We start from the raw sequence: 13,614 nt of genomic DNA on the forward strand, positions 1-13,614 counted from the left end.
AGGACACTTTAGCTTCCTCCCCCCGAAAAAAGCGATTGGACGAGAGCTAATGAACCGAACAATTTATTCGTATTTAGATAGGCTATCTTTTGTTTTGTCTCATCTCCTGTTGGGTTTATGAGACACATCTGTGCAAATTATTTTTTTAGCACTCTTCATAGATTTTAAAAGCGGCCGATATAAAAAAAGAATCAAGGCAAAGCTTTCATCTGAACAAACTTTTGCCAATTATAAAATAAATGTTTAAGTTTACAATAATTGCAACGATATAACGAGTAAGCAGATTATGTTTAGTAGGAAGGACGAAAATAATGAACAACGATAAAGGAATCTTACTAGAGACAGGTACAAATGAATTAGAGATTGTAGAATTTGGTGTAGGCAAAAATAAATTCGGGATAAATGTTATTAAGGTAAAAGAAATTATTAACCCTGTACCTATTACGTCAATTCCCCATGCCCATCCTAATGTTGAGGGCATTATGGAATTGAGAGGAGAAGTGCTGCCAGTCGTAAACCTTGCAAATGCTTTAGGTTTGCCGCCTTCAGAGGAGCCGGAGAAAGATAAATTTATTGTTTCTGAGTTCAACAAAACAAAAATTATCTTTCACGTACATAATGTCTCCCAGATACATCGTATCTCTTGGGAAGACATTGAAAAGCCTTCTGAAATGTACCAAGGTGCAGAAAGTCAAATCATTGGTGTAATTAAGCTGAATGGCGAAATGATTTTGCTTCTTGACTTCGAACGCATTGTTGTTGATATTAATCCAGATTCAGGTATTAATGTTCAGCAAGTGAAAAGATTAGGAACACGTGAAAGAAGCAATAAACAGCTTATTGTAGTCGAAGATTCACCATTGCTAAGAAAACTGCTTGAGGATACGCTAGCAGAGGCAGGCTATGAGAAGGTGCATTTCTTTGAAAATGGCCGAGAAGCATTGGAACATTTGCAAGGAGTCATTGATTCTGGCAAAAAGATAGAAGATGTTGTCCAATTGGTGATTACAGATATTGAAATGCCGCAAATGGATGGACATCATTTAACAAGAAAGATTAAAGAGGAAGCTAAGCTGAGCCATCTTCCAGTTATCATTTTCTCTTCCTTAATTACGGAAGATTTAAGACATAAAGGGAAACGTGTCGGAGCGAATGCACAAGTAAGCAAACCAGAAATAGCGGAATTAATTCTGTTAGTTGATGAGTATATTATCTAAAAAAGAAAGACTGCATGAATGATGAATTCTTGCAGTCTTTTTGCTATATGCATTTAACTAATAGCTTTCCCCAAGTCTTTTGAAAACAGGCTTAACATATCGTTTGCTTGGCGGCTTGTTTTGATCTTGGTTGTCTTCTTTTAAACCAGTATATGAAATCAACAGCTTTTTTGCCTGGTTAAGAGAGAGGGTAGATTTTGGATTCCTGACGTTTTGGTTTAAAGAACCAAGATGAGGCAATTCTTCAAAATCTTTTTTTGTTGGCGGCAAGTGAAAGGTATATTCCCCGCATTGAACCAGGATATCAGACTGCTGCTGGCTGTTTCTTGGATTGCTGGAAAAGTGAAGCCCTACCTTTTTTGCTTTCCCTTCACTCAGCAGTTTTTGCAGACTTGCCTGTTTCAGCTTATAAAGAAATTTCGGATCTGTTGCTGTTTTAGCATGGCGATTTACTACTGAAATGGATTGAGAGAGGTTTTCGATCGTTGGATGCAGTTGCGGCATTTTTGATGGATGCTTGTGCATTATCTATAAACTCCTTTCTAGTAGAGAATGAATACAAGCTATTATACTATTTTTCCAATAGAAAAGGAATCCTAATCTAAAAGCGTCTTTTATAATGGAATGATTCCTTTTTAAAAGGTTATTATAAACATTTCTTACTAATTGCCGATAATTATACTAAGAAAAACGTAGATATATTATTGATTCCATTATTGTAGACGAACAGCCTGGGATTTATACATTTTAGCGCATGGCTAATTTTGAACGAAAAGCAATAAAAGAAGTAATTAAGGATGATACAAATGAACGGATTTTTTGAGAGTATTAAGGACGAACAGCATCTAGACCCTAATATGAAAATAGAGAGAATCATATTTGAAATCATTTTTAATCATGTTAATGATCTGGTATATATCATGAAGGCAGAGCCTGGTCCTGTTTTTCGCTATGTATTTGCCAATAAGGCAGGCTATATTCACGCGAAGCTCACACCTGATTATATCGGGAAATCATTGCAGGATGTTCTGCACCAAGGTGTATATGGTGGCCTGCAGCTAGAATATGAAAAGGTGTATGCGGAAAAAAACATCCATGTATTCTCTGATGAAGTTATGTTGCCAGAAGGAATTAAAAGATATGGTGAATCTGTCTTAACACCTATACTGGATAAAAATAGGGATGTTAAATTCATCGTTTCTGTTACTAGAGATGTGACAAAACTGCAGGAAGAAAAGCAGAGACTGATTGAAAGAGAGCAGGAAATTCGTTCCATCGTCGATCATAATCTAGACGCCATTTTAGGGATTGATTTAAACGGCTTGGTCCAAACGATTAATCCGGCAGCTGAAAAGTTAATGGAATATCCTTTAGACAAAATAAAAAACAGGTCAATCTTTGATTTAATAGAAGAAGTAAGCTATACATCCTTTAAGGATCAAGTTAGGAAATGCAGGTTGACTCACCTATCTCGGTCACTCGACAGCATGCTGAAAATGAAGAATGGCCAAGTACTTAATGTTCATATTAAAATCATCCCCATTCTAATTAGTAGTACTGCAAAAGGGATGTATATCATTTTAAGAGATATGTCTGAGAAAACAGAGACTGCCGAGAAAATTAGATATATGGCTTTTCACGATCAACTGACAGGTCTGTATAACAGACGCGCTCTTCTGGAAGATTTAAATATTGAAATAAACAAGGCGACTAAAACCGGCCAAGAAATCGCGCTATTGACAATTGACCTTGATCGGTTTAAATACATTAATGACACATTTGGCCATATTGTCGGCGACCAGATATTGATAAAGGTTGCTGAAAGGCTGTTAGAATTCAATAACCAAGATTGCCATGTTTACAGGCAAGGCGGAGATGAGTTCATTATTATGCTATCTAACACAACAAGGCAGAAAACGAGCGCCTTTGCTCAAGCAATTTTGTCGAGGTTTGCCAGCTCTTTTTATCTAAATTCACAAGAATATTATATAACGCCAAGTATCGGCATCAGCATGTATCCTAACGATGGGAAGGATGAAGATACACTTATCAAAAATGCGGATGAAGCACTTTTCCGAGTGAAGGAAAGAGGAAAAGCTCATTCTCAATTTTACCGGTCTGATATGAATGTCGCTTTAACAAATATCGTAACATTGGAAACTAACTTGCGAAAAGCGGTGCAAAATAAAGAACTGACCCTTTTTTATCAGCCGCAGATTGATTTAAAAACTCAGAGTATTAAAAGTGTTGAGGCGTTGCTGCGCTGGGATAGCCCTGTCCTTGGAATTATTTCTCCAGGTGAATTCATACCTCTTGCAGAGGATACTGGACTTATCATCCCAATTGGCAACTGGGTGATTGAAACAGCTTGTCAGCAAATCAGCAAATGGTTGAAGTCATTTAATGATGGTATTCGAATTGCCGTCAATATTTCACCAAAACAGTTTGAACAGCCGAATTTTGTTGATATTATCAAAACAGCCATTATAAAAAATGATATTCCGCCGCACTTGCTGGAAATTGAAATAACAGAAGGGGCTATGCATAATTCTAAAGATGCTATACCTATCCTTCGGAAATTAAAGGAGCTTGGGGTCATTATTTCTGTTGATGATTTCGGGACAGGATACTCCTCACTCAGTTATTTAAAACAATTTCCGATTGATATTTTAAAAATTGACCAATCATTTGTCAGAGATGTGCTAGAGAATGTAAAGGATGCGGCTATAATTACAACCATTATCCACTTAGGAGAGAATCTGGGCATGGATGTCATTGCAGAAGGAGTAGAAAGCCGGGAGCAGGCTGATATTTTAAAGGCAGCTAACTGTCATAAAGCGCAAGGATTTTATTATTCCAAGCCGCTCCCTGCTGAGGAAGTTGAACGTTTTTTACAAACAAAAATCAGCATTAATAACAGGAATGAACTACCTGGTTTGTGAATAAAATGATAGTGGATTATAGGAAACATAGGCAGGGAATCTGGCTATTCTCTTGTTTTTAACGGCCATCCTTGGATATTTCCGAGGATGGCATTCTTTATCTATAGCTGACAGCTCTATGCTTTAATGCTGCCCAAGATTCAATAAATCGTGACTTGCTTACTTTTACTTTTTTTCTTCCTGACAGTGGATCGTTTAAATAAACATATTTATCATCATACCCAACGAGGACAACAGCGTGCAAATCAAGCGGTGTTTTGATTGTTCTGCCATTATGCTGCCATGATTCCCATCTGTCTGGTAGTCGGTAGTCTCCAGTAGTCCATACTACAACGGGGTATCCGTCAGAAACATGCTTTTCAACAGCGGAAAAAGAAAGGTTAGTTAAATTAACGGCCCTTTCAGGCAAATAATTATTTACTAAATCTTCTATTGGCTGGTCAAACACAGCGTAGCCGCTCGTTTTGCCTGTCATATCTCCTACAAACCCTACAGCCGGGTCACCCCAGCTTATGATGTCCCCTCGTTTTTTAACAAGAGGGTCAGTATCCTTAGATACCTTTTTATATAAATCCATTTTCGTTACTTTCACCCCAGCATATTGCAGTACCATAGCAAGACTTGTGACTTCACACCCATATTTAAGCTCAGGGTTTTGCTTGATCAGCGGCACATTAAGCATGATGGACCTTTTCTGCGTGGAGGCAGCGTGTGTTTTTTGACTTAAGGCAAATTCCATTCCTATTTGTGATTGTTGGAAGCAAGTGATAAACACCAACAGAGATAAAAGTCTAAATATACGCATTAGCAACCTACTTTCGATTGCCGGCTCCTATGGTAATTAGGATATGTGTTTATTTCCTGTTTATAAGTATCAACACTTTCCAGTTGAATGAACGATTTGCTTATATGCTCAATATTCAAAATAAATACGTTTCATGGCTATATTAAAGGGAAAAAGTCTAAATTTTTATGGTATAATAAGTCATTATTTATAGGGAGGCTGATCAAAATATGGACGCTTTAGATATTTTGACAGATCTAGATAATGTCATCCCTTATTTCCAAGCCATTTTTAGTGCTGACGAACATACCGTTATTGGATATGAAGTATTAGGAAGATATACTGGAATAAATGGAACAGAAAGCTTAGGCCCGTTTTTTTTAGATGAGTCGATTCCAGAAGAGTATAAAAATGAAGTAGACAAAGTAGTGCTAACAAAAGCATTAGACAGAGCGATAGAGCTTGATGATAATTTCCTGCTATTTATCAATCGTGATGCAGATCTTCTTATGTATGATGACGGCGAGGATTTCTTGCAAATGCTTATGTCTTATGAAGAAAAAGGCTTTGATTTAAATCGGATTGTACTGGAGATATCGGAACGAAATTATACCGGACAATCAGAGCATCTCGATCATTTGCTTGTCTACTATCGAACATTTGGAATTAAAATCGCTATTGACAAAATGGGAAGCGAAAGCAGTTATGTTGACAGAATTGGAGAACTGGCTCCTGATATCCTGAAAATTGACCTTTTGGCTCTTCGTTCCACTTCCACTTCCCATATGTACCAGAATGTTCTCTATTCCTTATCAATGCTTGCTCGAAAAATAGGGGCGAACCTTTTGTTTGAGAATATTGAAATGGTACATCAGCTGCAATTTGCTTGGAAAAACGGCGGCAGATTTTATCAAGGCTTTTATTTGCATCATCCAGAAGAACATTTTGTGGAACCAACCATCCGGCAAGCCAAATTAGGGGCAGAGTTTCATGAATTTATCTCTTATGAAAAGAAAAAGCTGACATCAATCCTTCAATTAACAGATAAATTTCAAACGAAACTTCATGAGTTGCTGCAGAAATATCGTAAATATTCAAGCTATGAAGAACTGTTAAAGAACTTGTCTAACGAGTTGACAGATGTAGCCTTTAGAATGTATGTCTGTAATGAAGATGGATTTCAAAAATCAGCTAATATTTTTTATGATAACAGCAATTGGGTACTGCAAAGGGAGTATGTTAATAAAAACTGGAGCTGGCGCCCATATTTTCTCGAAAATATCATTAAGATGCAAAATGAAAAAAAGGGCATCTTATCGGACTTGTACAGTGATATTGAAACAGGCGGGACAGTCAGAACATTCTCCTATCCTCTTGATGCTAACGAATTTCTTTTTATTGATCTGTCCTATAACTTCCTTGATAAGATGGAAGTGCTTATTAATTAGACCCGCTATGGGTCTTTTTTATTTTGGGTGTCAATCTTTAGTTATTTCGGTTGTTTTTCGGGTATATGTATAATATCGCAGAAAATTGTCAAAGCATTACAGAATTTAACGAACGAAAAATCGAATACTGTGAATAGATTATTGTTATCATTAGAAAGAGAAAGGGGAGACGGCAATGAAGAAAACGATGCTTTGCATTTTTTTATTAATACTTGCCTTTGGAAATGCCCAATTTACCTATGCTATGGAGAAGGACAAGCTGTCTGAAAGAAAGGATGTACTCTTATTTTTAGAGGAAGCCTTTCATGCACAGGTACATTTAAGTGAAAAGCATAGAGAACTCTCTGAAGTTAACGCATTGTTAACACCATATTTTTCTGACGATTATATTAATAAGTTTCTAAAAGCAAATCTAGTCAAAGAAAACGGAAAGTATATAATCTACGGCAGTGATTTTGCACCATACTATATTCCGTACTTTCAGTTTTCAGAAAATACAGAAATAGATATTCATTCTCAAAAGATTTATGTATACGAATATTTTGAATCACCAGATGATGGCCCCCTATATTATGAGGACCACTATGAAGGAATGCTACTGGAGAAAATAAATGGTCAATGGAAAGTATCAAAGCAGCTTTCCGATGAAGAAATAACGAAGTATTTGTCAAAGAATGCGAAGAATGAAAATAGTGAAGTGGAAAAGGTGTCTAGGTTGAACAAACTTGCAGACTTACAAGTTTTCGCACAATTAAAAGTCATCTTTAGTCTTCCTTTTGCACAAAATGGACGATAAATAATGGGAGTTGTTTGCATATTAAAAGCTGTACCTTGTTGGTACAGCTTGCTTTCTTTAAAATTTAAGAACCTCTTGCAGCTTGTCATGGTCAAAACCGGCAATAACTGTTTCACCGATTACAAAAGTAGGAGTAGAAAAGCATTGATATTTTTGCACAAGCTCTTTTCTAGCTTTGGCATCTTTCTGAATATCCCTCAAATCCAGTTCAAATCCCTTTTCCCGTAAAAACGTCTTCGCATATTCACAAGGCGGGCAATCAGGCTGTGTATACATCGTTATTTTTTTCAAAAAAAATTGCCTCCATCTATCTGAAAATTTCGCTATCTATAATAAATATATTGCCTAATCATAGCACATTTTAAGGGTCTGAGAAAAAAGATTTGCTCATTCTTCAATTTTACTTGGACAAACACTCCGCAATATTTTATTCTGTTATTATTGGCATTTACACAAAGCAAGAACGCTTGCTTTAATTTAAAGGGAAAGTGTATAGAAACATGCTAATAGTTAAACCTATAAGTAATATATGGGTTTGTTTGAAAGGAGAGAGAGCATGTCACAGCTTCAAGGCATATTAACACGTTTAAAAAATTTACAAGAACAATCAACAGGGGGAGAACCTTCCCAACGTTTTTTTGAGGTAAACGGCGAAAGAAAATGTCAAGTTACATTCCATCCTAAAACAGAAACGTATGAGTTGGAAGTATACAATGATAAAGAAAAGCCAAAAAGATATCAATTTGACAATATCGATATGATTACAATCGAAATCTTTGATCTTATTCAATAATCATTAAAAAGGAGCCGTATTCTTACGGCTCCTTTTTCTGTCATTAATCCTTGCATAATTGCTTAAATAAATTAACAGTCTAATAACAGAGTCACTCTAAAAGAAAGGAGATGGAGTTTGCATGCAGATTGCAGTAACATGCCCTGAATGTCAGCAACAGGAGTTGTTAGAGAATGTACTGACAGCCCAATCAAATCAGAATGTCATCTACACTTGTCCTAACTGTGGTTTTAATCAGCGCAATATCGAAACGAGCAAGGGTTAAATGAGCAAATGGCCGAAAACTATGGTAAGATAGTGGAGTAGAAAATAAACTATTGAGGAGTTTTCGGCTATGACCAGCATACACAACGGAGAATTTTTAGACATTACGGTGAAAGAATTAATGATTCCTTCAGAGCGTGTTGCCCATGTGCAAGTTGGTAATAATTTAGAACATGCCCTTTTAGTACTGACAAAAAGCGGCTATTCTTCCATACCGGTTTTAGATCCCTCCTACAAGCTCCATGGTTTGCTGAGTACGCCCATCATTATGGACAGCATACTCGGACTTGAGCGGATTGAATTCGAAAAGTTAGAGAGCATAAAAGTGGAAACAGTAATGAACACAGTTGTTCCTAGAGCAAATTCAAATACATCATTCAAGGATATGATGGAACTTTTAACGGATAATCCCTTCATTTGCCTGGAGGATAATGAAGGCTATTTTGATGGCATTTTGACAAGAAGGTCTGTGTTAAAAAGGCTGAATACGTTTTTGGAAATATAGAGAGTTTTTTCATGGCTTCGTTTTAACGTGCTTCCTTAAAGTTATTCCCCCTACGTAACACATCTGTTTATTCCATCTAATTGCAATACTGCTTACCCGGCAAAAAGAACAACAGGAAAAAGAAGGGAAATATATGTCAACAATATCTGAGCTGCAACTATTAAAGGTCCTTGCCCAAGAGATGAATATGAGAAAAGCTGCAGAAAAGCTGTTTGTGTCTCAGCCTGCCCTTTCACAGCGGCTGCAAAATATTGAGAAAGAATGGGGCGCCAAATTGTTTATCCGATCCCAAAAAGGGCTTTCTTTAACGGCAGCAGGAGAACTTGTTGCGCAGTTTGCAATAGAAACAATAAACAAGGAAGATAGTGTAAAAGAGTCCATCCATGCGTTAAAGGGAGAAGTTCATGGAACTTTAAGTATTGCAGCCGCCAGCATTGTCGGACAGAACTGGCTGCCTGGAGTGCTGAAGGAGTTTATTAAGACATATCCCCAAGCTAAAGTATCATTGATCACTGGCTGGAGCAGCGAGATTTTAAAATCGATGACTGACGGCAGCATTCATCTTGGCATTATCCGGGGAAGTGCTGATTGGAAAGGGGCCAAAAAGCATTTGTTTGACGATCCCCTATATTTGGTTGACAGCCAAATTTCCAGTTTGGATCAGCTGATGGATACTGACAGGCCGTTTATTCAATTTAAAAGCGATTCGAGCTATTATGAGGAAATCCAGGAATGGTGGCACAGACAGTTTCCTGCGCCTCCCAAAAATACAATTTATGTCGATCAAATCGAAACATGCAAGCAATTGACCTTTAACGGAATAGGCTACAGCATACTTCCAGCCATCGCTCTTAAAGAGGCGAATCAAAACCTCTTTCAAGTGCCTTTGCTCGATGAAAAAAATCAACCGATTTTCCGAAGCACGTGGCTGATTGGCTATGAGGCGGCGTTTCAATTAAAGCAAGTGCAGGCATTTTTTGAAATTATTGAAGAGTATGTAGCTGGAGAAAAGCGGGCGATAAGAGAAGGAAATATTCACCCGCAGTGAATGGCTAAAAGGCAGGCAGAAAGATAGACTAACCGTTATTTTTGCTTGTCTTCTATGCTTTTGTTTGGTAAAGTAATGCTTAGTGTTATATATACATATTGGAGGTAACTAACAATGAAAATGATGGATGCAAATGAAATTATTTCATTTATTGCAAATAGTACAAAATCTACACCTGTAAAGGTTTATGTTAAAGGAAACTTATCTGAAGTTAACTTTGGCGAAAAGATTCAATCTTTCATCAGCGGAGATGCAGGGGTTGTATTCGGTGAGTGGTCTGATATCAATGAAGTGATTGAAGCTAACAAAGGCAGCATCACTGATTTTGTAATCGAAAACGACCGCCGCAACTCAGCGATTCCTCTATTGGACATGAAAAATATTAAAGCTCGTATTGAGCCAGGCGCAATTATTCGCGACCAAGTAGAAATCGGTGATAATGCTGTTATCATGATGGGTGCTGTAATCAATATCGGCGCAAGCATCGGTGAAGGTACAATGATCGATATGGGTGCGATTCTTGGTGGACGAGCTACTGTCGGAAAAAACAGCCACGTAGGTGCAGGCGCAGTTCTTGCTGGTGTTATTGAGCCGCCATCTGCTAAGCCGGTTATCGTTGAAGACGATGTTCTTATCGGTGCAAACGCAGTTGTAGTTGAAGGTGTTACAGTTGGAAAAGGTGCTGTCGTTGCAGCAGGAGCAATCGTTCTTGAAGACGTTCCGGCAAATACATTGGTTGCAGGAGCTCCAGCACGCATCATCAAAGAAATCGATGAGAAGACAAAATCTAAAACAGAAATTATGCAAGAGCTTCGTAAACTATAATGTTAAAAAAAGCGTGGAAACTTCATTCCGCGCTTTTCCTTTTAGCCTGCAATTTATAAGCAGGAGCTATATTTACATTAAGCTGGAGGAGAGAAATGGTGGCAAATACAGACTATGTACAAATCAGAAGAGAGCTGCACCAAATCCCTGAACTTGGGTTTCAAGAATTCAAAACACAAACATATCTGTTAAATTATATTCATGCATTACCTAGCGAGCGGATTGAAATAAAGACTTGGAAAACCGGGATATTTGTAAAGGTGAAAGGCAGAAAGTCTGCAAGACTTATCGGTTATCGTGCGGACATTGACGGTTTGCCGATTACCGAAGAGACAGGCCTTCCCTTCAGCTCTAGTCATGAGCAGGCAATGCATGCATGCGGACATGATTTTCATATGACAATTGCCCTCGGTGTATTAACAAATATAGTGGAAATTCCAATTGATGATGATATGCTGTTTATTTTCCAACCGGCAGAGGAAGGGCCCGGCGGTGCTGAACCAATGCTGAAAAGTGACATCATGCAGGAATGGATGCCTGATATGATCATGGCCCTGCATGTGGCACCAGAGTATCCTGTCGGCACCATTGCAGTGAAACCTGGTCTCTTGTTTGCCAATACTTCAGAGCTTTTCATCGATCTGAAAGGTAAAGGCGGGCATGCTGCCTATCCGCATCAGACGAATGATATGGTTGTAGCGGCTTGTTCCTTAGTAACACAGCTGCAATCAATTGTAGCAAGAAATATCGATCCTCTAGACAGTGCTGTCGTCACAATCGGTAAGATTACTGGAGGCACAGTTCAGAATGTTATCGCAGAGTCAGCGCGATTAGAAGGGACGATGCGGACGCTTTCTGCTGAATCCATGACCAAGGTTAAGGATAGAGTTAAAGCGCTCGTTAAAGGAATTGAAGCAGGGTATGAATGTGAATGTACAATCGATTTTGGAAGCGGATATTATCAAGTTTATAATGAAGAAGCAGTCACGAAAGAATTTATGGACTTTATTAGACAAAACACAACGATTGAGCTGATTGAATGCAAAGAAGCAATGACAGGTGAAGACTTCGGTTATATGCTGAAGGAAATCCCTGGTTTTATGTTTTGGCTTGGTGTCCATTCTCCATATGGTCTTCATCACAGCAAACTGAACCCAGACGAAGATGCATTGCAAACTGCTATTACTATGATTACTTCCTACTTACAGTTTAAAGGCAATAACAACTGAGCAAAAAAAATCCTCAAAGACTAAAGTGTGCATTTCAGTCTTTGAGGATTTTTAGTTTATTTACTTATTGCTGTTTTCTAAAGCTAAACTTGCCGGTGATGGCAATTTAACTCCTTTTTCCTCCAATGTTTCCTGAACTCTTTGCCGCAGTATTCTTTCGACACCCCATTGCTCATTATTAAGTGTTTTGGCAATAATGCGGATAGTCAAGCTTGTCCCAGCAAACGATTGAATACCAATAACATTCGGACCATCTGTGATTACATCACTTTCCTTACGGATAGTATCACAAACATCCTGGAGTATTTCCAAACAAGCCGGGATGTCATTGTCATTAGAAATAATAACGTCAACAAGTGCCTGCATATCTCCCCTAGAGTGGTTACTTAAAATTTTAATTTCCCTGTTAGGTATGAAATGAAGGGTGCCATCTGGAGAACGGAGCTGTGTTGTTCTTAGTCCGACTTGTTCCACAGTGCCTGAGAAGGTGCTTGTAGTAATAGAATCACCGACATCGAGCTGTTTTTCTAATAAAAGAAAAAAACCTGTGACAATATCACTGACAAGTCCTTGGGCACCAAAGCCGACGGCAAGACCAACAATACCAGCACCAGCAAGGATAGCAGTAGCATCAATCCCGAATGTTTGAAGAACAGTGACTGCCAAAATAAAAATAAGGATATAGGACAAAATATTCTTGGTTAAACTTTCTAATGTTGAAGCTCTCCCTGTTGAGATGGAATGCTTCTTCATATAAGAATCAAAAAGCTTGGATATAAATAATAAGCAGATTTTTTTGATGATAAAATAGAGACAGAATATCAGCAGCAGCTTAAGTAAAATTAATCCTGTGCTGACAAGGAGATTTGCCCAATTAAAGTTTATAAAATAATCTTGCATATCTGTAATTGTATTCATACTGCACTTCCTTTATATGTATTGCTGCCATTAAAAACTTTTTTAATGTATTCCCTAAAAAATAAATTGTAAACTTTTTGGCTGACTAATTATTCCTAAGTATTTTAACCGATTTTTGTAAAAATATTATTAATAATTATTATTAATTTATATTTAATATTACGTGTATTTGACTGGTGAAAATATAGTGTTTATAATTAGAATAATAAGATTATTCTGTTCGTCTCGTTACTAAGTATTCTCAATTAAATCAGTTTTTTTGGAGGTAATTAATAATGCCGGAACGTATGGTAGGCAAGCAAGCGCCAAAATTTGAAATGGAAGCAGTATTAGCAAATAGAGAATTTGGAAAAGTTAGTCTCGAAGAAAATATGAAAAATGACAAATGGACAGTACTGTTTTTTTATCCAATGGACTTTACCTTTGTATGTCCCACTGAAATCACTGCACTTTCTGCCCGTTATGACGAGTTTGAAGATCTTGATGCAGAAGTAATTGGTGTTTCTACAGATACAATACATACTCATTTAGCGTGGATTAAAACAGATCGTAAAGAAAATGGGCTAGGGGACGTAAACTTCCCGCTGGCAGCAGATACGAATCATGTAGTATCAAGAGAATACGGCGTTCTGATTGAAGAGGAAGGGATTGCTCTGCGCGGTTTATTCATCATCAGCCCTGAAGGGGAATTGATGTATTCAGTTGTGAATCATAATAATATCGGCCGAGATGTTACTGAAACATTGCGCGTACTCCAAGCACTGCAAACAGGCGGACTTTGCCCGGCTAATTGGAAGCCTGGCCAAGCTACTCTGTGATCTGGTTAAAGAATAAGAGAATATATA

General features: G+C 37.7%; 15 protein-coding genes. 11 read left to right on the plus strand and 4 right to left on the minus strand.

The features are described 5' to 3' along the window. Window positions 1-311 precede the first annotated feature (311 nt). Window positions 312-1,217 carry a chemotaxis protein gene (locus L8T27_RS06295; RefSeq protein ID WP_233314623.1) on the plus strand — a complete coding sequence of 302 codons (906 nt, stop codon included), beginning with the start codon at window positions 312-314 and terminating at the stop codon, window positions 1,215-1,217. A 57-nt stretch (window positions 1,218-1,274) separates the two neighbouring features. Here L8T27_RS06295 and L8T27_RS06300 read toward each other — a convergent pair whose 3' ends face one another. Continuing rightward, window positions 1,275-1,742, minus strand: coding sequence for a YkyB family protein (locus L8T27_RS06300; RefSeq protein ID WP_248574475.1), 468 nt, complete (start codon window positions 1,740-1,742; stop codon window positions 1,275-1,277). A 281-nt stretch (window positions 1,743-2,023) separates the two neighbouring features. On the opposite strand from L8T27_RS06300, the gene L8T27_RS06305 reads away from it, so the two are divergent. Further along, window positions 2,024-4,159, plus strand: a complete 2,136-nt coding sequence (locus tag L8T27_RS06305) for an EAL domain-containing protein (RefSeq protein ID WP_237941150.1) — start codon at window positions 2,024-2,026, stop codon at window positions 4,157-4,159. Between the two features lie 97 nt (window positions 4,160-4,256). Here the strand turns inward: L8T27_RS06305 and L8T27_RS06310 are convergent, their stop codons facing one another. Then, complete coding sequence (locus L8T27_RS06310; RefSeq protein WP_237941151.1) at window positions 4,257-4,964, minus strand: C39 family peptidase; 708 nt, start codon at window positions 4,962-4,964, stop codon at window positions 4,257-4,259. A gap of 209 nt (window positions 4,965-5,173) precedes the next feature. Here L8T27_RS06310 and L8T27_RS06315 point away from each other — a divergent pair, with 209 nt between their 5' ends. Then, on the plus strand, window positions 5,174-6,391 hold the full coding sequence (locus L8T27_RS06315; RefSeq protein ID WP_233314616.1) for an EAL domain-containing protein: 1,218 nt from the start codon (window positions 5,174-5,176) through the stop codon (window positions 6,389-6,391). Between the two features lie 175 nt (window positions 6,392-6,566). Continuing rightward, complete coding sequence (locus L8T27_RS06320) at window positions 6,567-7,187, plus strand: DUF3993 domain-containing protein (protein WP_237941152.1); 621 nt, start codon at window positions 6,567-6,569, stop codon at window positions 7,185-7,187. A gap of 57 nt (window positions 7,188-7,244) precedes the next feature. On the opposite strand, the gene L8T27_RS06325 is transcribed toward L8T27_RS06320, so the two are convergent. Continuing rightward, entirely contained in the window at window positions 7,245-7,478 is a 234-nt protein-coding gene (locus L8T27_RS06325) for a glutaredoxin family protein (protein WP_233314614.1), read from the minus strand. A gap of 265 nt (window positions 7,479-7,743) precedes the next feature. Between L8T27_RS06325 and L8T27_RS06330 the strand changes: the two genes are divergently transcribed. The 6 genes from L8T27_RS06330 (at window position 7,744) to L8T27_RS06355 (ending at window position 11,851) form a co-directional block, all read left to right on the plus strand. Continuing rightward, the gene (locus L8T27_RS06330; RefSeq protein WP_127734982.1) at window positions 7,744-7,980 is read left to right on the plus strand and encodes a YkuJ family protein; all 237 of its coding nucleotides are present in this window, start codon (window positions 7,744-7,746) and stop codon (window positions 7,978-7,980) included. A gap of 121 nt (window positions 7,981-8,101) precedes the next feature. Next, window positions 8,102-8,245 (plus strand): hypothetical protein, encoded by a 144-nt coding sequence (locus L8T27_RS06335; RefSeq protein ID WP_233314612.1) that lies wholly within the window; start codon window positions 8,102-8,104, stop codon window positions 8,243-8,245. A gap of 69 nt (window positions 8,246-8,314) precedes the next feature. Next, the gene (gene cbpB, locus L8T27_RS06340; RefSeq protein ID WP_233314611.1) at window positions 8,315-8,749 is read left to right on the plus strand and encodes a cyclic-di-AMP-binding protein CbpB; all 435 of its coding nucleotides are present in this window, start codon (window positions 8,315-8,317) and stop codon (window positions 8,747-8,749) included. 133 nt (window positions 8,750-8,882) lie between these two features. Continuing rightward, window positions 8,883-9,797 (plus strand): transcriptional regulator CcpC, encoded by a 915-nt coding sequence (locus L8T27_RS06345; protein ID WP_237941153.1) that lies wholly within the window; start codon window positions 8,883-8,885, stop codon window positions 9,795-9,797. A 114-nt stretch (window positions 9,798-9,911) separates the two neighbouring features. Next, the gene (gene dapD / locus L8T27_RS06350; RefSeq protein ID WP_233314608.1) at window positions 9,912-10,622 is read left to right on the plus strand and encodes a 2,3,4,5-tetrahydropyridine-2,6-dicarboxylate N-acetyltransferase; all 711 of its coding nucleotides are present in this window, start codon (window positions 9,912-9,914) and stop codon (window positions 10,620-10,622) included. Window positions 10,623-10,717: 95 nt separating this feature from the next. Then, window positions 10,718-11,851, plus strand: coding sequence for an N-acetyldiaminopimelate deacetylase (locus tag L8T27_RS06355; protein ID WP_245399849.1), 1,134 nt, complete (start codon window positions 10,718-10,720; stop codon window positions 11,849-11,851). A 60-nt stretch (window positions 11,852-11,911) separates the two neighbouring features. On the opposite strand, the gene L8T27_RS06360 is transcribed toward L8T27_RS06355, so the two are convergent. Beyond that, window positions 11,912-12,769: a mechanosensitive ion channel family protein gene (locus L8T27_RS06360; RefSeq protein ID WP_237941154.1), complete on the minus strand. Its 858-nt coding sequence runs from the start codon at window positions 12,767-12,769 to the stop codon at window positions 11,912-11,914. A gap of 275 nt (window positions 12,770-13,044) precedes the next feature. On the opposite strand from L8T27_RS06360, the gene L8T27_RS06365 reads away from it, so the two are divergent. Further along, the gene (locus L8T27_RS06365; RefSeq protein WP_237941155.1) at window positions 13,045-13,587 is read left to right on the plus strand and encodes a peroxiredoxin; all 543 of its coding nucleotides are present in this window, start codon (window positions 13,045-13,047) and stop codon (window positions 13,585-13,587) included. The last annotated feature ends 27 nt before the right edge of the window (window positions 13,588-13,614 follow it).

It is taken from the genome of Niallia sp. Man26 (assembly GCF_022049065.2).
Classification (GTDB): Bacteria; Bacillota; Bacilli; order Bacillales; family Cytobacillaceae; genus Niallia.